This is a genomic window from Yersinia rohdei ATCC 43380, from assembly GCF_000173775.1.
In the GTDB taxonomy this organism is placed as follows: Bacteria; Pseudomonadota; Gammaproteobacteria; order Enterobacterales; family Enterobacteriaceae; genus Yersinia; species Yersinia rohdei.
Map to the genome: position 1 here is coordinate 412,483 of NZ_ACCD01000001.1, position 21,295 is coordinate 433,777.

The following is a 21,295-nucleotide window of genomic DNA, read 5'->3' on the forward strand; positions in this document are numbered from 1 at the left end:
TAACATCCGCAGTGGCGATAAAAGTTACTCTTTTTCTAATCCCAGCCGTGGGATCTCAATTTTTGGACAGCGGTCCATAACGACTTTTAACCCTGCATCCGCCGACAATGTTGCTGCCAATTCATTTATGACACCAATTTGTAGCCACAAAACCTTAGCGCCAATAGCAATGGCATCCTGTGCAACGCCATATGCGGCCTCGGCATTTCGGAATACATCCACCATATCTATTGGATGCGGAATATCAGCTAACTCAGCATAACCCTGCTGACCCAGCAACATTTTTCCCGCCAGTTTAGGGCTGACAGGTGTCACCTGATAACCTTGTTGTAGCAGATACTCCATGACGCGATAGCTAGGCCGCGATGGATTATCACTCGCCCCCACCAAAGCAATGGTTTTGACCTGTTGAAGAATGTCAGCAATGTCTTTATCGTGCATTTTTCAGTTCCTCTGATGCGCTAAAAAAATACTCCAGTCCATGTACATCCAGATGGATTTACAAATATTAGGCGACTTCCTCAGTCTGCATCATGCTAAAAACAATAATAAATGCCACCCAATTGATTTGCTTTAATAGATAGAGCAGTAATAACTGTTAGATTATCGTGTTTATCTTTAGAATTCATCAGGATAAAACCAGCACATTTATACTGAATATTTCAAAACGTAAATAAATATGGGCAACTAGAAAAATTTTGACACATAATCTAGCTGATCTGACAATATCAGCAGATCTCATCCTCAGGAGTAGCACATGAAATTTGGTCTGGTGGTCGCAGGGATTTTGGCCGTTTGCTGTAGTGCCTCAGCTCTAGCCACGACCTTAAAACTCGCGCCGGAAATTGACTTGTTAGTCGTCGATGGAAAAAACATGTCGGGTTCCTTGCTAAAAGGCGCAGATAGCTTGGAGTTAAACAGTGGTCAGCATCAAATTCTGTTTAAGGTCACAAAAACCCTGCCGACCGACCCAAAAGTATTGTATTCATCCCCGGCGTTAGTCGTAGTATTTAATACTCGGAATGTTCGCTCAGTGGCAATAAAATTACCACTGATTGATACCGAACGTGATGGCAATAAATTCACTAAAAACCCGGTATATCAACTGATTGGTGATAATGGCCGCCCGCTAAATGTTCGCCATGACATCTTGCATCAAGATACTCTCAAGACTGCCGCATCACTTGAAACTGCAATGGCAACCTATAATGTTGGAAAATACAGCGCCTCCGTCCCCTCTTTTGCCACCATCCCGCCCTCGCAGGTAAGTGCGGTACCAGGAACTACAATTGCAGTGGCCGGCACCAATACCCCGCAAAAAAACACCGATTTACAAGGTGAGAATGTTGCTGAACAAATGTTGCAATACTGGTACCTGCAAGCAGACCAAGAAACTCAGCAACGTTTCCTATTATGGGCAAAAAAACAGCCCGCTAAATAGCCTGGCGACATTAAGGTCGTTCTTAAACATCAGGTTATGCTAGTTTCCTCGCATTTCTTTGCGTTATCACTATGCACAAAATTACCATTTCAGTAATCTGTCAGTAAATCGTTGGCACTTATTGAAGGATATGTTGATGGAACTCACTACCCGCACCATTGCGGCGCGTAAGCACATTGCTCTGGTTTCTCACGACCACTGCAAAAAATCACTGCTCGAATGGGTGATGGAGAACAAAGACCTGTTGTCGCAGCACGAGCTTTATGCCACCGGCACAACAGGGAACCTGGTACAGAAAGCGACAGGAATTGATGTCCATTGTTTGCTCAGCGGCCCAATGGGCGGTGATCAGGAAGTGGGTGCGCTAATATCAGAGAAGAAAATTGATATTCTGATTTTCTTCTGGGATCCACTCAATGCCGTCCCACATGACCCTGATGTAAAAGCCCTGTTACGTCTGGCTACCGTATGGAATATTCCGGTAGCGACTAACCGCTCTACCGCAGACTTCTTAATTGATTCCCGCTTATTTAGTGATGAAGTCACCATCGCTATCCCTGATTACGATCACTATCTAAAGCAACGACTGAAATAAGCATTAAGCCCGGTGCGATAACCGCCGGGCTTAATGATTGATAGGCTAGGGTTTGTTTTGGTTAAGGTTTGTTTTGATTAAGGTTTGTTTTGATTAAGGTTTACGTTGGGTTGCGACCCCTAACTCACTCAATTGGCTTACAAAAACAGACGGATTTTCCGGGTCTTGCAGTAGCCATACTTGATGTTTTGCACGAGTCATCGCGACATAAAGCAAACGCCGCTCTTCTGCATCGGGGAAATCCTCTGGGGCTGGTAGCAGCACATCCTCCAAAATTGACTCCCGCGCCACTGCCGGAAAACCATCATTCCCTTCATGCAAACCCACAATAATGACATAGTCAGCCTGCTGCCCTTTACTGGCATGAATCGTCATAAAATCAATGTGTAACTTTGGCCAACGCGTTGCTGCTTTTTGTAACAGCTCTGGTCGTAAATGATGATAGCGCGCCAAAATAAGGATGTGTTCATCATCTTTAACAAAACCACTGAGCTTGTCCAACAGGGCTTCAAGCTGTTCATTTGGCAAGATAATAACCGACTTTTTATTCCCTTTACTCAAGCTATTCAGCGGTTTTTTCAATTGATATGGATTCTGCTGAATAAATCGGTTTGCTATATCACCAATGCTGCTATTAAAACGATAAGTGGTATCCAGCGCGCATTCCGCGCCCTCACCAAAGTGTTGGTTAAAGGCGGTGGTGAGCGAAAGCTCTGCACCACTAAAACGATAAATGGCCTGCCAATCATCACCGACAGCAAAGAGGCAAGTTTGCTTATTTTGTTTCCGCAACGCGGTCAGTAACATGGCGCGTTGTGGTGAAATGTCTTGAAACTCATCGACTAATATATGCTTCCAGGGGCTGACAAAACGCCCTTTATCCAGCAAGTTAACCGCCTGATGGATAAGGCCGGAGAAATCAACCGCCCCCTCTTCTTTCAGGGCTGCTTTCCATGCTTTTAGTAATGGTGCCATTAGACGTATACGTTTTTGGAAGAGATCTCGAACTTCTTCATCAGCCTGCTCTATCATTTCAGCCTGACTACCACCATGCATCCGCATTAATCCTAACCAACGCTCAAGCCGCCCAGCGAGTCGGGCAGCTAGCCGTTTATCCTGCCAAAAAGCGCCTTCAGCTACTTCCCATTCAAGTTCGTCGGTTAACCATTCGCGCCATCCCTTAGCCTGCGCTTTTTTCTCGCTACACTGCTGTTGCCAATTGTTAATCAATAATGACCTTCTGGCCTGACTGTCAGATTCAAGCTTACTTATCACCGGTGTTTTGCGGCTCCCTTGCTGGATTATCTGCAATGCCAGTGCATGGAAGGTTTTGGCCTGGATATCATCTATCGCTAGCCGTTGCTTGATACGGCTATTCATTTCATCCGCTGCCTGGCGGCCAAAAGCCAGCAATAAAATCTGCTCCGGCAAGGCTTCATTGCGGCGCAATAGCCACCCCGCACGGGCAACCAACACCGAGGTTTTACCACTCCCCGCACCCGCCAGCACCAATACCGCATCCTCGCCGTTGACCACAGCTTGACTTTGCGATTCATTCAAGGGCGAAATTTCTACACTCTGGAAGAAAGCTTGATGCTCTGCCAACATGCGCTGAGTCCACTGCTGATTACGCTGCTCGACACTGCGATTGCCCTGCTGCAACCAGCGCAGACAGAGCGCATAATCAGCACGACAAGACTCAAACTCAGTTAACCGCTGAACCGGCATCGGCAGTGATGCGAAAGCTTCATGGATAGCGGCTTGCACCTGACCTAACTCACTGCGTTTAAACCATTTATCCTGCTGCTCAATTCGTTTAATTGCTTCAACTTGTTTATGCAAAACATCAGCACAAACCAGGGCCATCTCCTCACTCCATTGTTGCCAGATGCCCAGCAAGTGATGATAAAAACGCTGAGTTTCCTGCCATTCCGTGCCATGTAAGCGCACAACTTGTTGATTTGGAAGTTCAAATTCCATCTCACCCCAAACAATTCCGCGTTTACATTGAATATTAACCAACTGGTTAAACGGAATCAGGTATTGATGTTTATCACCGCAGACTTCGATGCCAGCATTGAGTAAACGTACCCGGTTATAAGGGTGTTGAGCCAGATGTTTGCCAAAAGATGTCGCTTTAAGTTCCATATCTGCGCGCCATAACCCGTATTAAGTGAATTGAATAATCTATCGGAGTGTAAATATAATAATTGAGTTTAAACAACAGGTATCAGATAGTTGACTAAAGAAACTTACCTGCATTATTCGTATAGAATATATAGCAACTGTTGTCATTCATCCGCATTGCGGTTTTTTTATTCAGCTAGGCAGATTAATTACTATGCGTACTGTACTGAATATCCTTAACTTTGTTTTAGGTGGTTTTTTCACCACATTAGGCTGGCTGTTAGCCACCGTGCTCAGTGTTGTCCTGATTTTCACCTTACCATTAACTCGCTCTTGCTGGGAGATTACTAAGTTATCATTTCTGCCATATGGTAATGAGGCGATCCATGTCAATGAATTATACCCAGAAAAAAGTAATCCTTTGTTATCCGCAGGCGGTTCTTTACTGAATATTGTCTGGTTTATTTTATTTGGTTGGTGGCTGTGTTTATCACATATCGCAACCGGGATCCTACAATGTATTACCATCATTGGTATTCCGGTCGGGATTGCCAACTTTAAAATTGCGGCTATTGCTTTATGGCCGGTAGGTCGACGGGTCGTTTCTGTAGAAATGGCACAACAAGCCAGACTGGCTAATGCTCAGCGTCAATTTAAGCAACGCTGAATTTCCTGTTTTAGAGGTTTTTTGTGCTCACTTTCGTCACTGGTTTACGTCGTTATATCTACAACAGCAACCTGCTTTATCATGTCCGCATTTTTATTGCATTAGTAGGCGTAACGGCGGTTCCATGGTGGATTGATCAGCCCAAACTGACAATTCCCTTAACTCTCGGTGTCGTAGCCGCAGCACTTGCTGACCTTGATGACCGCCTAGCTGGGCGGTTACGTAACTTATTCATTACGCTAATTTGTTTTTTTGTCGCATCAGCCTCTATTGAACTGTTATTTCCTTATCCTTGGTTTTTTGCCCTCGGCCTGACCTTGTCAACTTGCGGTTTTATTCTGCTGGGAGCCTTAGGCCAACGTTATGCCACAATCGCCTTTGGCGCATTACTCATTGCCATCTACACCATGCTGGGCACCTCGATGTACCACATCTGGTACCAGCAACCCCTGTTACTGATACTGGGGGCGGTTTGGTATAACCTCCTGACTTTATGTGGGCATCTTATTTTTCCTATTCGCCCCTTACAGGACAACCTGGCGCGTTGTTATCAGCAGCTAGCTCATTATTTGGAAGCAAAAGCCAATCTATTCGATCCTGACATTGAATCTGATGTTGATCAGCCGCTTATCGATGTAGCAATGGCTAACGGTACATTATTGGCAACATTGAATCAGACCCGAATATCGCTCGTTTCTCGCCTGAAAGGTGACCGAGGTCAGCGCGAAACCAGGCGAACCCTTCATTATTATTTCGTGGCACAAGATATTCATGAGCGCGCCAGTTCATCACATGTTCAATATCAGTTACTTCGGGAGAAATTCCGCTATAGCGATGTTTTATTTCGCTTTCAGCGCCTGCTCAGCATGCAGGCCCGAGCTTGCACACAGCTATCCCAATCTATTTTAATGCGCCAAAAGTATCAGCACGACCCTCGGTTCGAACGGGCATTTACATTTATAAATGCCGCGCTAGCCAGGGAACTGGCGCAAAATGAAAATGTGCCGCAAGTAAAAGCACTTTCACTGTTACTGAAAAATCTACGCGCCATTGATGCACAACTCGCGGGGATTGAATCAGAACAGGTATTAGCTGAAGGCCCACAACCTGAAAGTCGTTTGTCAGATGACCGCCTCACCGGATGGAGTGACATTAAGCTGCGTATTAGCCGCCATCTCACTCCGCAATCGGCCCTGTTTCGTCATGCAGTTCGTATGTCTGTTGTGCTTTGTGTCGGTTATGCATTCATTCAATTTACCGGCATGCGCCACGGCTACTGGATCCTGCTGACCAGCCTTTTTGTCTGCCAACCCAACTACAACGCAACACGGAGCCGCCTTACGCGGCGGATTATTGGCACCCTTGCCGGCGTGCTTATCGGACTTCCCATCCTTTATTTTGTGCCCTCCATTGAGGGGCAATTAATCCTGATAGTCATTAGTGGGGTGCTATTTTTTGCTTTCCGCAATGTCCAGTATGCGCATGCAACCATGTTCATTACATTGCTGGTTTTATTATGTTTTAACCTATTAGGGGAAGGGTTCGAAGTTGCCGCGCCGCGCGTGTTTGATACCTTGCTCGGTTGTGCTATTGCTTGGGTTGCCGTGAGTTTTATCTGGCCAGACTGGAAGTTCCGTCATCTCCCAGCCGTGGTTCATAAAACACTTAATGCGAACTGCCGTTATCTCGATGCAATTTTAGTGCAATACCATCAAGGGAAAGACAATAGCTTGCCCTATCGTATCGCCCGCCGTGATGCACATAATTGTGATGCTGAGCTGGCGTCAGTTATTTCCAATATGTCTGCTGAGCCCAAGAGCGATAAAGCCACTCATGACGCCGCATTTCGCTTACTCTGCTTAAATCACACGATGCTGAGCTATATATCGGCTTTGGGCGCGCATCGCGAAAAACTGAGTAACACCGCCACACTGAATTTACTCAACGACGCGATTTGTTATATCGAAGGCTCATTAGAGCAAACCCCACCCGACCACAGCCAAATGACTCAAGTATTAACCGGTTTATCTACCCGGTTACAGAGTTCACATCCTGAGCCGGAAAGCATCGACCAATTAGTTTTGCAACAAATTGGCTTATTGCTCGAACTATTACCTGAGATTAGCGAACTCAATAAACGTATCGGCCAGACCAGCTAGCTGAACCTCGGGCCCATATCTTTCTGTGGCCCGTCGTTACGCTGTCTCATAATGTGCAGTTTGGGATGCGCGAATGTGCATTTCGAACCATTCAATAAGCTCAATGCGCATCATCAGAGGCAGTACCGCATAATGGTGCCCACTGATAGCACCGGCGAGAGCCAATAAAACATTGATACCAAGCGATCGTCTTAAAACACGTAATTTTAGATAAGAACATTTAGCCCCCTCAAGGCGCAACTCCGCAGCACTCTTGATTCCGACTTTCCAGAGCAAACGCTCAAGGCTGGCACTGAGATTTGGTAAATCTTTCAAACGAACATTGGAGTCTTTCTTACTTAAAACCTCTGCTTTAGCCCCTTGATGGGCCTGTCTGGCAAAATTACGCAAGACGAGGTCATCATCCCATAATTGAGAATCTACCCAGTAATATCGCAGCAAAACAGGAAGCCCGCGTTTAGCATAAACCAGATTGGCCATTCCTCTGGTGCGGAATAAACCTTCAATCTTATCATTCGCCCGTAAATACAACTCACCCTCGGAAACCACAGCAAACATAATGCCGTTGGCTAACAGCCCATAGCCACCAAATTGTGAGCGAATCGTGATTTGGCCCAAAAAGTCAAAACGAGAATGGGCCTGAGTTATCATGTTTTCTGATATGTTTTTCATTACTACTCCTTTAGTAAAAATCCTATTCCACGTCCCTATTCAGTCAAAATAAGTGTAAGAGGAACAACTAATTAAAAAATACGCAATATGGATTACCACGCCAAACACAAAATGGTTTTGCGCCCATTTACATCGCAATAATGCGAAGCGCCTTGTAAAAATTTAGTTGATCTTCGAACAAACAGTGACTACTGTATATGCATACAGCACACTACAGGCGAGGTTCATCATGCGTACTCAATCACTTAAACCTTATCATGCTAATTATCATTCTCTGATTACCCGTAACGCACCGGAAAGAGTTGATTCACCAACAGATAGCGGCCTTATTAGTGAACTTGTGTATAGTGAAAACCAACCTGCGGTGACCCAGCTATTACTGCCTTTATTACAACAGTTGGGAAAACAATCTCGATGGCTCCTATGGTTATCACCACAACAGAAATTAAGCCGTTCATGGATAAAGCAATCAGGTTTACCAATCACTAAAGTTGTTCAGGTACGGCAGATCAATCCATTATCAACAGTTGATGCAATGGAAAAAGCATTGTTGACGGGAAATTATAGTGTTGTTCTTGGTTGGCTACCTGAGTTGACAGAAAACGATCGTATTCGATTACGTTTGGCAGCAAAATTAGGAAATGCTTATGGGTTTGTTATGCATCCTTTGGATGACATAAAAGCGACTCAAGGACAGTGTCCGACGTTAAAAATTCATTCTTCTTTGTATCATTAAGTAAATTTAGGATTTATCCCATGAATTATTACAATATTTAGTGCTTACTCCTGCGAAATCAGCATAAAGCGAGTCAGAATGCGGCTTGCGGCAGAAAACAAGGTATATAAAAGGCTGCCTTTTACCGCTAAATCGTTAAAGATAATGCACAATTTCGTTTTTTTTTCAGGCGGTTTATCACATCAGACTTGTAACTTTCTCGCCACGTTGTAGACTTTACATCGCCAAGGTTGCTCTAAAACGCCAAATTATACTGGCAGCGTTAATAACGGGAGCGCGAATACCTTGACGAAGAATTTTAACCAAGGGCTTAGCTTTTAAAGCTCATTGCCTATTTGGATGATAACGAGGCGTAAAATGAAAAAGACAGCTATCGCATTAGCAGTGGCACTGGCTGGTTTCGCTACAGTAGCGCAAGCCGCACCGAAAGATAATACCTGGTACACCGGTGGTAAACTGGGTTGGTCCCAGTATCAAGATACTGGCACAGGCGGTATCTATGGCGATCTGGGCAACGACGGCCCTACCCATAAAAACCAACTAGGTGCTGGCGCGTTCTTGGGTTACCAAGCAAACCAATACCTGGGCTTTGAAATGGGATACGACTGGCTTGGTCGTATGCCTTACAAAGGTGATACCCGTAACGGCGACTTTAAAGCACAAGGCGTTCAGCTGGCTGCTAAACTGAGCTATCCAGTTGCTCAGGACTTGGACCTGTACACCCGTCTGGGTGGTCTGGTATGGCGTGCAGACTCAAGCGCATTTGACGCTGAATCTGGCGCTCGTTCAAGCAACCATGACACCGGTGTTTCTCCATTGGTCGCTCTGGGTGCTGAATACGCATGGACCAAAAACTGGGCAACCCGTATGGAATACCAATGGGTTAGCAACATCGGTGATAAAGGTACCGTTGGTGCTCGTCCAGACAACGGCATGCTGAGCGTAGGTGTTTCTTACCGTTTCGGTCAAGATGATGCAGTAGCTCCAGTAGTTGCTCCAGCACCAGCTCCAGCTCCAGTTGTTGACACTAAGCGTTTCACTCTGAAATCAGACGTGCTGTTTGCTTTCAACAAGTCAACTCTGAAACCAGAAGGCCAGCAAGCTCTGGACCAACTGTATTCACAGCTGAGCTCTATCGATCCTAAAGACGGTTCTGTAGTAGTTCTGGGCTTCGCTGACCGTATCGGTCAACCAGCTCCTAACTTAGCTCTGTCTCAGCGTCGTGCTGACAGCGTGCGTGATTACCTGGTTTCTAAAGGTATCCCTGCTGACAAAATCACCGCTCGCGGTGAAGGCCAAGCAAACCCAGTTACAGGCAATACCTGTGACAACGTGAAACCACGTGCTGCTCTGATTGAGTGCCTGGCACCAGATCGTCGCGTAGAGATCGAAGTTAAAGGCTACAAAGAAGTTGTAGTTCAGCCACAGGCTTAAGTTTACTACCTTCGTAAAAACCCCGCATTGCGGGGTTTTTTTTATTCCCTGATTTTATTATTAGATAAAAAATCAGGTTAAATAACATTGTCTTTAACATCCTTTTCTCAGGACGTTACTATTTATTAATGCCAAAAAACTATTGATACCAAAAAAAGATTAAATTTCTTTACCAAGAATATCCTGCAAGTCCTGCTTCAATGACGACATCTTATTCTCATACTTTTCTTTGCGTTCGGCATCTTCAATTAGCTGAACTACTGTCTCTGACAGAGTAATACCCCGACGTCGGGCAAGGGCGGCCAAACGTTGCCAAACCAAAAATTCCAAATCGATTGATTTCTTACGAGTATGTTGATGCTCCGCATTAAAATGCCGCTTACGCCTGGCTCGAATAGTTTGTTTCATCCGGTTAGCCAGTTGCATATTCATGTGAGTTTCAATCCACTCCAGAACCTTCACTGGTTCACTTTCCAGCTTCATCAGTTGCTCGACTGCTTCCAGCGCTGCGCTGTTTTCAATGTGGCGGGTAATAGCCTCACCTTCACGGTGTTTTTTTACCAAATACGCCCATTTCCAACCGCTTTCCAGATTTTCCAGTTGCTGATATTTCATCGTGAGCTCTTTAGTGACCGTGTAACTTAACGCAAGCATAACAGCTTTATACAGAATTTCACCCTACTAAAAGAGTATGTTTAGCTTATTTTTTGTACGGAATGCTGCTGATATCTTACTCCTTGCTCCCAACTACCACTCTACGTGTATGCAGCCTGCTTTATTCTTGTATAATCGCTTTTTCCCTTTTTGACGATTGCATCTATCACTTTGACCAATAACAGACTTGAATGGCAGTCCCTACTGCCGAACACAACGCCATATGAAGCGTTATTTGCTACTGCCTCCCAGTTGGAGCCTGTTCCTTTCGCGGCAATTCAGCCCCGGTTAGAAAATGGCTTGACGTTATTCTGTCATCCACAATCTCAACCGCGTTTTATGCTAATCAAAGCACAGGAAAGTACTGAGTATCTGGCATTGATTGCTCAAGCTGTTAAAGAGCTGCAACCGGAAGCCTCAGCCCTGTTTGGCGGAGATTATCTGGTGCACGGTCACCAAGTCACCTGGCAACCAGCACAGCGTGGTGACGAGCCGTTTGCCGCAGTCTCCGGCTGTCTTTATCAGGAGTGGGTCGAGCCAGAACAACTTTTTGGCTGTGTCCGATGGCATAAAGACCAAATCAGCTTACAGCCAGGCTTGGTTCATCAAGCTAATGGCGGCGTGTTGATCTTGTCAGTTCGCGCATTACAAGCGCAGCCATTGATGTGGCTACGTTTGAAACAAATGCTGGTTCAGCAGCGCTTTGACTGGTTGTCTCCGGATGAAACTCGTCCTTTGCCTGTGCATATTCCGTCAATGCCACTCGACTTGCGCCTGATTCTTGTGGGCGACCGCCTTGGCTTGGGTGACTTCCATGATATGGAACCTGAGCTTGGCGAACTGGCTATTTATGGTGAGTTCGAAGTAGAACTACCGCTAGTTGACCTTGAGGGTATGACCCTATGGTGCGGTTATATCAACGCACTTTTGCAGCAAAAACAATTACCTGTATTATCTGCTGATGCCTGGCCAGTGCTGTTGCGCCAAGCGGTACGTTACAGCGGTGATCAAGGCAGCCTGCCCTTGTGCCCACAGTGGTTAACTCGCGTGCTGGCAGAAGCTGCACTTTATGCCGAAGAAGACACCATCACCGCCAATGCGCTAGAGTCAGCACTGAACGCCCGCGATTGGCGTAATAGTTATCTTGCCGAGCGAATGCAGGATGAAATAGAGCTGGGGCAGATTTTAGTCGATACTGAAGGGCAAGTGGTCGGGCAGATTAATGGTTTGTCAGTGTTGGAATATCCTGGCCATCCTTATGCCTTCGGTGAACCCGCTCGTATCAGTTGCGTTGTTCACTTGGGTGACGGCGAATTTGTTGACGTCGAACGTAAAGCTGAACTGGGCGGTAATATTCATGCGAAAGGCATGATGATTATGCAAGCCTACTTAATTTCAGAATTGGAGCTTGATCAGCCACTGCCATTCTCCGCATCCATTGTTTTTGAACAATCCTATGGTGAAGTGGATGGCGATAGCGCATCACTCGCAGAACTTTGTGCGCTAATCAGTGCACTTTCACAGCAACCAATCAATCAGCAAATTGCGGTGACGGGTTCAGTAGACCAATTTGGCAATGTACAGCCTATTGGTGGCGTGAATGAAAAGATCGAGGGCTTCTTTGAGGCTTGTCAACGGCGTGGACTGACGGGCAGCCAGGGCGTTATTTTACCCACTACCAATGTCCGCCATTTGTGCTTAAATCAAGCCGTAATTGAGGCGGTACAAAATGGCCAGTTCCACTTGTGGGCTGTTGATACCGCGGCTGAAGCATTACCTATCTTAACGGGTGTGGTTTATACCGATGAGCAGAAACCGAGCTTATTAGGTATAATTCAAGAGCGAATCGCACAAGTCAATCCGCTGGACAGACACCGGTGGCCTTGGCCATTACGTTGGCTGAACTGGTTTAACCACGGCTGATCGGACTTGTTCAGCGTACAGCTGTACGCTATTCTGCGGACTTCATTAAAATAAGGCTTACTGAGAACATGGTAGATAAACGCGAATCCTATACAAAAGAAGACCTTGAAGCATCAGGCCGTGGCGAACTGTTTGGCGCTGGTGGGCCACCATTACCTGCTGGCAATATGTTAATGATGGATCGTGTCGTCAAAATGACGGAAGACGGCGGCCTCTATAACAAAGGTTATGTGGAAGCGGAACTGGATATTAATCCGGATCTATGGTTCTTCGGTTGCCACTTTATCGGTGACCCGGTAATGCCTGGCTGCCTGGGCCTTGATGCCATGTGGCAGTTGGTTGGTTTCTACCTTGGCTGGTTAGGTGGCGAAGGCAAAGGCCGCGCACTGGGTGTCGGTGAGGTTAAATTCACCGGTCAGGTTCTGCCTAATGCCAAGAAAGTGACATACCGTATTAATTTTAAACGCGTTATCATGCGCAAATTAATTATGGGTGTAGCTGATGGTGAAGTATTAGTTGATGGCAAAGTAATTTATACCGCCACCGACTTGAAAGTGGGTTTGTTTAAAGACACTAACGCTTTCTAATATTTGTATCCATTACTCCGGTGCAGGGGCGGTTAATTCCCCCTGCATTGTTACTCTATGCTATTGGCCTTTTTTTTAACCCAGTCACTACAATAAATGTAGTTACCAGGTGAAGTTCAACCAGCACCACCGCAATCCTATAGGAGTGGTATGCAAAAAACAGGTCTACAGGATATGCCCTGCCCAGTTGCTCGCGCTCTTGCCCGGGTGGGAGAATGGTGGAGTATGCTAATTATTCGTGATGCTTTTCAGGGAATAACGCGATTTGATGAATTTCAGCAAAGTTTGCAGCTGTCCCCCACCATCCTGACCCGTCGCCTAAAGTATTTGGTGGAAAGCGGTATCCTTGAAAAACGGCTCTATCAAACTCGGCCCACTCGCTATGAATATCTACTGACCGAACGTGGCAATGATTTTTTCCCTGTTATTGCTAGCTTATTTCACTGGGGAAATCAACACTTTGCACCAGATGGCCCCGCAGTTATCCTCACGGACAAACGCACCGGCACTCCTGTGGAACCTCTTTTATTGGATAAGGTCACTCACCAACCTATTCGCGCACAAGATATCACTCTCGCGGCAGGCTCTGTCAGGAGCGATATAATTAATAAACGCTTGGCACTGATGCATGATAAAGGGTCAGTTGATGCCAGACATCTTCCACATTCAATTAAGTCTCAAAAGGAATAATAATGAATACGCGCCGTGTAGTAATTACAGGAATGGGTGTGGTTTCCCCATTAGGTTGTGGTACTGATGTGGTCTGGCAGCGACTTTTGGCCGGACAATCAGGGATCCGCGTCCTGCCGGATGAGATTGTCGGTGATTTATCGGCAAAGATAGGCGGCCAAGTTCCCACTCTAGCAGCAGATCCCGCCGCGGGTTTCGATCCTGATAAAGCTGTTGCACCGAAAGATCAAAAGAAAATGGATCGCTTCATTGAATTTGCTATGGCCGCAGCAGATGAAGCTATTGCCCACGCCGGCTGGCAAGCTGATACTCTTGATAAACAAGAACGTACCGCAACCGTCATAGGTTCAGGTATTGGTGGCTTTCCTTCTATTGCGAATGCGGTTCGCACGACGGATAGCCGTGGCCCAAAACGCCTGTCTCCTTTCACCGTGCCCTCATTTCTGGTGAATCTGGCAGCGGGTCATGTCTCCATTAAACACCATTTCAAAGGGCCGATTGGTGCCCCTGTCACTGCTTGCGCCGCAGGTGTTCAAGCCATCGGCGATGCTGTGCGCATGATCCGTAACAATGAAGCGGATATTGCTCTCTGCGGGGGAGCTGAAGCCGCGATTGATAAAGTCAGTCTGGCCGGTTTTGCTGCTGCCCGCGCATTATCAACCGGTTTTAATGACGAACCGGAAAAAGCCTCGCGCCCATTTGATAGCGCCCGAGATGGTTTTGTGATGGGTGAAGGTGCAGGTCTGCTGGTTATCGAAGAGTTAGAACATGCCTTAGCGCGTGGCGCACAGCCATTAGCTGAGATTGTTGGTTACGGTACCAGTGCCGATGCCTACCATATGACGTCCGGAGCAGAGGATGGCGATGGCGCCTATCGTGCCATGAAAATCGCGCTGCGCCAGGCGGGAATTAAGCCCGAACAAGTTCAGCATCTTAATGCCCATGCAACCTCGACCCCTGTAGGTGATCTTGGTGAAATTAATGCCATTAAGCATTTGTTTGGTGAGGGCAATAAGTTAGCCATTACCTCAACAAAATCTGCCACTGGCCACTTACTGGGTGCGGCTGGCGGGCTGGAAACTATTTTCACCGTGTTGGCATTACGCCAACAAATAGTACCGGCAACCCTGAATTTAGATAATTTGGATCCCGCGGCCAAAGGGCTTAATATCATTGCGGGCAAAGCACAACCCCATGAAATGACCTATGCCCTTTCAAATGGTTTTGGCTTTGGCGGCGTCAATGCCAGTATCTTGCTAAAGCGCTGGGTGGAGTGATAACTGAAAATCCCGAGGAGTTGACACTAGTTAATGATTCAGGTGAATGAGTGCAGCCAACAACACTGCAGCAGCAAGATGCAAAAATGACTCGAAGTTATTGGTGTTGCAGTTAGGCGGCAAACGAGTGAATCCCGATGAGTTGACACTAGTCAATGATTCAGGTGAATGAGTGCAGCCAACAACACTGCAGCAGCAAGAACGAAGAGTAAACAAAAACCTCCGCAATATGCGCATAAAGCGGAGGTGTTCCCTTAGTCTGACAGAGAGCCGCTTAAGCGGTCACAGCCCTGTCCTCCATGGCTTGTCGCCAACCTCCTAACCAATGTGATCTGGCGTCTAATGCTTGATAGGGACAAATCTCCCTTGAACGCCCTGTAATGCCTGCTTGATACCCACGTGACAACGCCCTTTCAAGGCGATCTCTTTTCTGTCTCTTCATGCCTCGTTTCCCTCATATCTCGGTCTGGTGGAAAGAAAACAGTGACTACTTTATGTGCGGTCACAGTTAAGTGATAGTCGTTGGGAAACAGAAAAGCAATGCGCAAAATTCACGCCAATGTCACATTTGTGAGCTAGATGCGCAGAATACGCTAAGTGATTGATTTGGGGAGGATGAGGTAACTTATTGATATTTATTGATAACCCTCTTTCACGGCACATTTGTCATTACCGGTGAAAGAGGGATAAGATCTATTTAGAACATAATATTATTTAATTTGTTGCAGCTGAGCGGCAATCGTCTTAGCTTCTTGCTGCCACCCCTCAGCCAGAGTGCGAATCAGCGCATCATAGCCATCTTCGTTTTGTTTAAGCTCCAAATCGAATGGCTGCTTAATAAGTTGCCCATGATGTTTCAGTATCCAAACGCCTCGGACGATGGCCCGGCCATCATAGCGGCCGTGGAATCCAGTCACAGTGACATTGAGAACATCCTGATCGCTATCAAGCGGCTGTGAAGACACCAACCAACCCGGTAGCGCGTTACTCAGATTCGTCACCAAAGTTTGCTGTAATTGCTGATCCAGTGGGCTGGCCCAAAGATTGTTACTGGCAATCACATACTGCACATCATTAGTTTGATACACCACCCCTGCCGCAGCCAGATAATCTGCCACCCCAACATGTTCAATCCACAGTTGCCGTGATGCAATACTGCTACTCGCCGTCGCAGGTGCACTCAGGGCAGGTAATTGATAGTACGTCTTGCTAGGTTCACTGCTGCATGCGCTGAGTAACAGCGCGGCGATAACTGCCATCCATTTCATCATTTTTTGGCCTTCTTAGGCTGAGGATCCTGACTTCCTGCGGCTTCAAATACTAGCGCATTGCTCTTCTCATTCAACGTCCGCAATACGGGTTGTAACTCGCGCAATACCTGGTCTAACCGCTGCATATCACCCACCATTTTATTGTAAGCCGGTGAACCTGGCTGGAACCCTTTCATGCTGCGATTCAACTCATTTAGCGTCTTTTGTAGGTCTTTTGGCAGATCCTGCATTGCCGGACTGCTGGTAATCGCTGTCAGTGCTTCCAACGTTTTCTGCGTTTCATGCATAGTTTGCTGGCTGGTGACCAGGGTTTTGGTAACTTCGCTAATCATTGGCTCTAATGGCAAATGGTTAATTTTATCCAGCGTTTGCATCACTTTCTGCTGAATTTGCGCCAAACCACCACTCACTGTTGGCAGCAATGGATATCCCGCCACTTGCAGCGGCCCTTTCCACGGTTTTGCATCTGGATAGAAATCCAAATCGATAAACAGTGCCCCGGTCAATAAGTTGCCTGATTTCAAAGAAGCCCGTAGCCCGCGCTCTTTGGCCGTCTTCAATATTTGTTCGAAATTGGCATCTGGGCCTAAGTCATTACGGAAGCGGCCAGGTTCAATACGAATGAGCACGGGGATACGGAAATCATTATCAACGCGTTGTTTCATACCAGGGGCAAAGAATGGCACATCTCCGACAGTGCCCACGCGGATGCCGCGGAATTCTACTGGCGCGCCGGCCTGTAAACCACGAACCGAATCTGAGAAGAACAACAGGAAATCTTCATGCTCGGTGTACAACGAATTTTGAATGCTGCTGCGATTATCAAACAGCTTGAACTCAGCCTTATCTTGTGTGACTGGCTTGCCCGGATCTTCACCCTCCGGCACATCAAAGCTGACACCACCACTTAATAATGTTGCCAGAGAGGCCATTTCTATCCGCATTCCTTGTGACGAAACATCAACAGCCACACCACTGACCTTCCAGAAGCGAACATTGGCCGTGACCAGACCGTCATAAGGCGCGCGAATAAATAACTGATAATGCATCAGGCGCGATTTAGCATCAAAGGTGCTGGTTTCCACCGAGCCAACCTGATAACCACGGAACAAGACCGGGTCCCCTGAATTGAGTTGCCCGGCTTGTTCACTATCAAGCACAATTCGCAGCCCCTTGGCATCAGGTGATGCCAGCGGTGGAGAGTCCAGCAAGGTGAATTCATCTAATGCCCGGCCTTTGCTACCCGGTTGCAGTTCAATATAGGCACCAGAAAGCAACGTCCCAAGCCCGGAGACACCTTCACGACCAATCTGGGGCTTTACCACCCAGAAAGCAGTATCACTGTGCAATAAGGTATTCATGCCGGAATTTAACCGCGCCCGCACAATCACATGGTTAAGGTCTTTACTGAGAGTGACCGCCTCAACAATGCCAACATCCACGCTACGGCTTTTTATTTTTGTTTTACCCGCTTCAATACCTTCAGCATTCAAAGTGATCATGACCACTTGTGGCCCCTGATGGCTAAAGTGATAAAACAGTATCCATGCACCAATCAGCACCGTGATAATCGGGATTATCCACACTGGCGACCAGCGCTTAATTTTTTCAATTTCTGCCACACCCTGGCTGGGATTATTTTCCGTCACCTTGCGGCTCCTTTTGAGTTGTTTCATTTATTCGGTCCCAAGTTAACCGGGGATCGAAAGTTAATGCAGCAAACATGGTCAGGATCACTACCATAGCAAATAGCAGTGCACCAATCGCCGGATAAATACTCATCAATTGCCCGATACGAACTAATGATGAAAGCACCGCAATAACAAAGACATCAATCATTGACCAACGACCAACAAACTCGACTATTTCGTAAATAAAATGCATGCGCTCGGGGTCAGATCTCCCCTTGCCTTTGGCATCCCAGCATAACCAGCCGATCGCCAACATTTTTAGCGATGGCACCATAATACTGGCAATAAAAATCACCATCGCCACCGGATAAGAGCCTTCACTCCACAAGAAGATAACCCCAGCCAGAATGGTGGAATCCATTTGATTCCCCAAGCTTTCGGTAATCATAATTGGCAGTAGATTTGCTGGAATATACAACAAGATTGACGTGACTAATAATGCCATTGTCCATTGCAAACTATTGCGCCGGCGAATATAGCCATGAGTATGGCAACGCGGGCACTCAACTTGGGACTGCGGCAAAATGGCGGTGCAGCCAGAGCAAGAGCGCAAACCTTGGCTTAACCCCGTGCGGCCAGCAATAAGTGACTGAGATAAGGCTGGCGCAGGGGCAATATCCAGCCACATCCAATGGCGGTCAATGCATTGGAAAGCGCGCACTTGTAACAAGCAGAATAAACAATATGGAATAAAACTGCTGCCAATGCCTATATCGCCATAGGCCATTAATTTGACAAAACTTACCAGTACACCGGCGAGGAAAATCTCAACCATGCACCAGGTTTTAAATTGAAATAATATTTTTGCTATAAATACTTTCCAGCGAACTGGCATGCGTACCCGCAAGCAAAGCAGAATAATGACCACCATGCAGAAAGCGGGGATTAACTGAACCAATACCATAAATAACGTTGCCATACTGGCATAGTCATCGGCCACCATCACTTGGGGGATTTGAAACAGGGTTATCTCGCTGGTTATTCCCGCCACTCGCATCTTGACGAAGGGAAACATGTTCGCCAGCAATAACATGAATAAGGCGCTGAGCGCATAGCCGACTGGCCGCTTGCGTGGTTCATCCCACTTTACAGTTAGTGTCGTTTTACAACGCGGGCATACCGCTTTGGTGCCATAAGGCAGAGGAGGTAAAACCACTGACATATCGCATTGCCGGCACAAAATAACATCTCCTGACTGCTCGGAGTGCTCGCCGTGCTCAGACTGGGTTACAGAACACAATATTTCACTCCTCAATATCCTTGGTCTTTCCAGGTGCCGGTTGTTGGCCCATCCTTGGGCCTTGTCTCTATCGGGCCGCTGCAAGCAGCCTTCTTAGGTTTGAAAAGCAATTAAATATTATTGAGATAACTTTGTGCCATTTTATCTGTGGGCTATATATAACAATAGACATAATTTTATATAGCACCTCATCTGATAAAACGGCAATTTACTATTTTTAGCCGTTTTTCTGCGCTTCCAGCTCTTCCCAGCGGCTAAACGCCACATCTAATGCCTGTTCAGCATCGGCCAGTGCTTTCAGCACCTGCTGTGTCTCTTCATGTGGGCGAGAGAAGAAATCGGCATTACTGACCTGAGCCTGTAAGCCACTGATTTCATTTTCCAGTTTTTCCAATTGTTGCGGCAATTGGTCTAACTCACGTTGCAGGTTATAGCTCAGCTTGCCCGGGCGCTTTGCCGCAGGTGCGCCACTTTTTACCGTGGCAGGCGCTTTGGTTTCTTCAACTTTAGCCGCCACCTGACGAATAGGTTTTGCCTCCGCGCGTTGCTGGTGAGCATCATAATAGCCCCCAACAAAGCTGCTGATTTGGCCATTGCCCTCAAAAATCCAGCACTCGGTCACTGAGTTATCAACAAATTGGCGGTCATGGCTGACCAGTAATACCGTGCCCTGATAGCTATCAACCATTTCTTCCAACAGTTCCAGCGTTTCAACATCCAGGTCGTTGGTCGGTTCATCGAGGATCAGTAAGTTACTTGGTTTCAGGAATAATTTAGCCAATAACAGACGGTTACGCTCACCACCAGACAAGGCTTTCACTGGCGTCATCGCCCGTTTCGGGTGGAACAAGAAATCTTGCAAATAGCCCAGTACATGGCGCGAACGGCCATTGACCATCACTTCTTGCTTACCTTCAGCCAGGTTATCCATCACCGTGCGTTCTGGATCAAGTTCTGCACGATGCTGGTCAAAATAGGCCACTTCCAGTTTAGTGCCGCAATGCACTTTGCCGCTGTCTGCTTTAAGCTGACCGAGCATCAGTTTTAGCAAGGTCGTTTTACCGCAACCATTCGGCCCCACCAGCGCAATTTTGTCGCCGCGCTGCACTTGAGTCGTGAAATCTTTTACCAGCACTTTGCCATCAACCTGATAATTAACATCTTCCAGATCAAAGACAATTTTGCCTGAGCGCACGGTTTCTTCCACTTGCATCTTGGCGGTGCCCATCACTTCACGGCGCTCTGAACGCTCCATGCGCAATGCTTTCAGGGCACGAACACGGCCCTCATTACGGGTGCGTCGTGCTTTGATGCCTTGGCGGATCCACACTTCTTCTTGCGCCAGTTTGCGGTCAAATTCAGCATTTTGCAGTTCTTCAACCCGCAGCGCTTCTTCTTTGCTGGCAAGATACAATTCGTAGTTACCCGGCCATGACACCAATTTACCGCGATCGAGATCGACAATACGGGTTGCCATTGAACGGATAAAGGAACGGTCATGGGAAATAAAGACAATACTGCCCTGGAATTCTTTCAAGAAGCCTTCCAGCCAGTTAATGGTTTCAATATCCAAATGGTTGGTCGGTTCATCCAACAACAACACTTTTGGTGAACTCACCAGCGCGCGACCTAATGCCGCTTTACGCAACCAACCACCAGACAGAGATGAAAGTTCCGCATCTGCCGATAAACCTAACTGCACCAGCACTTCTTGAATACGGCTGTCTAATTGCCATAATCCTTGATGATCTAGGATTTCCTGCAATGCTGCCAGCCGATTGAGGTTCCTCTCGCTCGGGTCAAGTTCAACCTGATGCAAGGTGGCATGATAAGCTTTCAGATGCTCAGCTTGTTCTTGTACACCTTCGGCGACAAAGTCAAACACGGTTCCGGCCACATTACGCGGTGGATCCTGTTGCAAACGCGCAACAATCAAATCTTGCTCATAAATGATACGGCCATCATCCAGCGGAACTTCTTTACTCAGAATTTTCAGCAAGGTGGATTTACCCGCGCCATTGCGGCCCACCAGACAAACGCGCTCGTTTGCCTCAATATGCAATTCAGTATTATCTAATAAAGGCGCATCGCTGAACGACAGCCAGGCACCGGACATGCTAATTAACGACAT

General features: G+C 46.9%; 19 protein-coding genes. 10 read left to right on the forward strand and 9 right to left on the reverse strand.

Features of this window, described 5'->3' with window-relative positions; all coding sequences use genetic code 11:
* Nucleotides 1–24: 24 nt before the first annotated feature.
* Nucleotides 25–441 (reverse strand): CoA-binding protein, encoded by a 417-nt coding sequence (locus tag YROHD0001_RS15275; protein ID WP_004713276.1) that lies wholly within the window; start codon nucleotides 439–441, stop codon nucleotides 25–27.
* 316 nt (nucleotides 442–757) lie between these two features.
* On the opposite strand from YROHD0001_RS15275, the gene YROHD0001_RS15270 reads away from it, so the two are divergent.
* Nucleotides 758–1,441, forward strand: coding sequence for a DUF2057 family protein (locus tag YROHD0001_RS15270; RefSeq protein ID WP_004713277.1), 684 nt, complete (start codon nucleotides 758–760; stop codon nucleotides 1,439–1,441).
* A 136-nt stretch (nucleotides 1,442–1,577) separates the two neighbouring features.
* Entirely contained in the window at nucleotides 1,578–2,036 is a 459-nt protein-coding gene (locus tag YROHD0001_RS15265) for a methylglyoxal synthase (RefSeq protein ID WP_032815984.1), read from the forward strand.
* 93 nt (nucleotides 2,037–2,129) lie between these two features.
* On the opposite strand, the gene helD is transcribed toward YROHD0001_RS15265, so the two are convergent.
* Nucleotides 2,130–4,184 (reverse strand): DNA helicase IV, encoded by a 2,055-nt coding sequence (gene helD / locus YROHD0001_RS15260; RefSeq protein WP_004713279.1) that lies wholly within the window; start codon nucleotides 4,182–4,184, stop codon nucleotides 2,130–2,132.
* Nucleotides 4,185–4,377: 193 nt separating this feature from the next.
* On the opposite strand from helD, the gene YROHD0001_RS15255 reads away from it, so the two are divergent.
* Both YROHD0001_RS15255 and yccS read left to right on the forward strand, forming a co-directional pair.
* A complete protein-coding gene (locus YROHD0001_RS15255; RefSeq protein WP_004713280.1) occupies nucleotides 4,378–4,830 on the forward strand; it encodes a YccF domain-containing protein in 453 nt (150 codons plus the stop codon).
* Nucleotides 4,831–4,853: 23 nt separating this feature from the next.
* Nucleotides 4,854–6,989, forward strand: coding sequence for a YccS family putative transporter (gene yccS, locus YROHD0001_RS15250; RefSeq protein ID WP_004713281.1), 2,136 nt, complete (start codon nucleotides 4,854–4,856; stop codon nucleotides 6,987–6,989).
* A gap of 36 nt (nucleotides 6,990–7,025) precedes the next feature.
* On the opposite strand, the gene YROHD0001_RS15245 is transcribed toward yccS, so the two are convergent.
* Nucleotides 7,026–7,661 carry a TfoX/Sxy family DNA transformation protein gene (locus tag YROHD0001_RS15245; protein ID WP_004713282.1) on the reverse strand — a complete coding sequence of 212 codons (636 nt, stop codon included), beginning with the start codon at nucleotides 7,659–7,661 and terminating at the stop codon, nucleotides 7,026–7,028.
* 229 nt (nucleotides 7,662–7,890) lie between these two features.
* Here YROHD0001_RS15245 and sulA point away from each other — a divergent pair, with 229 nt between their 5' ends.
* Both sulA and ompA read left to right on the forward strand, forming a co-directional pair.
* Nucleotides 7,891–8,397, forward strand: a complete 507-nt coding sequence (sulA, locus tag YROHD0001_RS15240) for an SOS-induced cell division inhibitor SulA (protein WP_004713283.1) — start codon at nucleotides 7,891–7,893, stop codon at nucleotides 8,395–8,397.
* A gap of 357 nt (nucleotides 8,398–8,754) precedes the next feature.
* A complete protein-coding gene (gene ompA / locus YROHD0001_RS15235) occupies nucleotides 8,755–9,831 on the forward strand; it encodes a porin OmpA (protein ID WP_004713284.1) in 1,077 nt (358 codons plus the stop codon).
* Nucleotides 9,832–9,990: 159 nt separating this feature from the next.
* Here the strand turns inward: ompA and matP are convergent, their stop codons facing one another.
* Nucleotides 9,991–10,446: a macrodomain Ter protein MatP gene (gene matP / locus YROHD0001_RS15230; RefSeq protein ID WP_004713285.1), complete on the reverse strand. Its 456-nt coding sequence runs from the start codon at nucleotides 10,444–10,446 to the stop codon at nucleotides 9,991–9,993.
* A gap of 210 nt (nucleotides 10,447–10,656) precedes the next feature.
* Here matP and YROHD0001_RS15225 point away from each other — a divergent pair, with 210 nt between their 5' ends.
* The 4 genes from YROHD0001_RS15225 (at nucleotide 10,657) to fabF (ending at nucleotide 14,962) form a co-directional block, all read left to right on the forward strand.
* Entirely contained in the window at nucleotides 10,657–12,408 is a 1,752-nt protein-coding gene (locus tag YROHD0001_RS15225; protein WP_032815986.1) for an AAA family ATPase, read from the forward strand.
* A gap of 68 nt (nucleotides 12,409–12,476) precedes the next feature.
* Complete coding sequence (gene fabA, locus YROHD0001_RS15220; protein WP_004713287.1) at nucleotides 12,477–12,995, forward strand: bifunctional 3-hydroxydecanoyl-ACP dehydratase/trans-2-decenoyl-ACP isomerase; 519 nt, start codon at nucleotides 12,477–12,479, stop codon at nucleotides 12,993–12,995.
* A 150-nt stretch (nucleotides 12,996–13,145) separates the two neighbouring features.
* Entirely contained in the window at nucleotides 13,146–13,685 is a 540-nt protein-coding gene (locus YROHD0001_RS15215; protein ID WP_004713288.1) for a winged helix-turn-helix transcriptional regulator, read from the forward strand.
* A gap of 2 nt (nucleotides 13,686–13,687) precedes the next feature.
* Nucleotides 13,688–14,962 carry a beta-ketoacyl-ACP synthase II gene (gene fabF / locus YROHD0001_RS15210; RefSeq protein WP_032815987.1) on the forward strand — a complete coding sequence of 425 codons (1,275 nt, stop codon included), beginning with the start codon at nucleotides 13,688–13,690 and terminating at the stop codon, nucleotides 14,960–14,962.
* Between the two features lie 274 nt (nucleotides 14,963–15,236).
* Here fabF and rmf read toward each other — a convergent pair whose 3' ends face one another.
* The 5 genes from rmf to YROHD0001_RS15190 all read right to left on the reverse strand — a co-directional run bounded on the left by rmf (nucleotide 15,237) and on the right by YROHD0001_RS15190 (nucleotide 21,295).
* Nucleotides 15,237–15,404 carry a ribosome modulation factor gene (rmf, locus tag YROHD0001_RS19555; RefSeq protein WP_061447446.1) on the reverse strand — a complete coding sequence of 56 codons (168 nt, stop codon included), beginning with the start codon at nucleotides 15,402–15,404 and terminating at the stop codon, nucleotides 15,237–15,239.
* Between the two features lie 268 nt (nucleotides 15,405–15,672).
* Nucleotides 15,673–16,233, reverse strand: a complete 561-nt coding sequence (pqiC, locus tag YROHD0001_RS15205; protein WP_032815988.1) for a membrane integrity-associated transporter subunit PqiC — start codon at nucleotides 16,231–16,233, stop codon at nucleotides 15,673–15,675.
* Nucleotides 16,230–17,882, reverse strand: a complete 1,653-nt coding sequence (gene pqiB / locus YROHD0001_RS15200) for an intermembrane transport protein PqiB (protein ID WP_032815990.1) — start codon at nucleotides 17,880–17,882, stop codon at nucleotides 16,230–16,232. Before pqiB ends, pqiC begins: the two co-directional genes overlap by 4 nt.
* Complete coding sequence (gene pqiA / locus YROHD0001_RS15195; RefSeq protein ID WP_071817862.1) at nucleotides 17,869–19,164, reverse strand: membrane integrity-associated transporter subunit PqiA; 1,296 nt, start codon at nucleotides 19,162–19,164, stop codon at nucleotides 17,869–17,871. Before pqiA ends, pqiB begins: the two co-directional genes overlap by 14 nt.
* A gap of 217 nt (nucleotides 19,165–19,381) precedes the next feature.
* Nucleotides 19,382–21,295 (reverse strand): ABC transporter ATP-binding protein, encoded by a 1,914-nt coding sequence (locus tag YROHD0001_RS15190; protein WP_032815992.1) that lies wholly within the window; start codon nucleotides 21,293–21,295, stop codon nucleotides 19,382–19,384.

Bases quoted from the DNA above. Each gene is read 5' to 3' on its own strand.
- fabA (WP_004713287.1), top strand. From the start codon at position 12,477: ATGGTAGATAAACGCGAATCCTATACAAAAGAAGACCTTGAAGCATCA.
- sulA (WP_004713283.1), top strand. From the start codon at position 7,891: ATGCGTACTCAATCACTTAAACCTTATCATGCTAATTATCATTCTCTG.
- YROHD0001_RS15245 (WP_004713282.1), bottom strand. From the start codon at position 7,661: ATGAAAAACATATCAGAAAACATGATAACTCAGGCCCATTCTCGTTTT.
- matP (WP_004713285.1), bottom strand. From the start codon at position 10,446: ATGAAATATCAGCAACTGGAAAATCTGGAAAGCGGTTGGAAATGGGCG.
- YROHD0001_RS15265 (WP_032815984.1), top strand. From the start codon at position 1,578: ATGGAACTCACTACCCGCACCATTGCGGCGCGTAAGCACATTGCTCTG.
- YROHD0001_RS15215 (WP_004713288.1), top strand. From the start codon at position 13,146: ATGCAAAAAACAGGTCTACAGGATATGCCCTGCCCAGTTGCTCGCGCT.
- ompA (WP_004713284.1), top strand. From the start codon at position 8,755: ATGAAAAAGACAGCTATCGCATTAGCAGTGGCACTGGCTGGTTTCGCT.
- rmf (WP_061447446.1), bottom strand. From the start codon at position 15,404: ATGAAGAGACAGAAAAGAGATCGCCTTGAAAGGGCGTTGTCACGTGGG.
- YROHD0001_RS15275 (WP_004713276.1), bottom strand. From the start codon at position 441: ATGCACGATAAAGACATTGCTGACATTCTTCAACAGGTCAAAACCATT.
- YROHD0001_RS15270 (WP_004713277.1), top strand. From the start codon at position 758: ATGAAATTTGGTCTGGTGGTCGCAGGGATTTTGGCCGTTTGCTGTAGT.
- helD (WP_004713279.1), bottom strand. From the start codon at position 4,184: ATGGAACTTAAAGCGACATCTTTTGGCAAACATCTGGCTCAACACCCT.
- pqiC (WP_032815988.1), bottom strand. From the start codon at position 16,233: ATGATGAAATGGATGGCAGTTATCGCCGCGCTGTTACTCAGCGCATGC.
- fabF (WP_032815987.1), top strand. From the start codon at position 13,688: ATGAATACGCGCCGTGTAGTAATTACAGGAATGGGTGTGGTTTCCCCA.
- YROHD0001_RS15190 (WP_032815992.1), bottom strand. From the start codon at position 21,295: ATGTCGTTAATTAGCATGTCCGGTGCCTGGCTGTCGTTCAGCGATGCG.
- YROHD0001_RS15255 (WP_004713280.1), top strand. From the start codon at position 4,378: ATGCGTACTGTACTGAATATCCTTAACTTTGTTTTAGGTGGTTTTTTC.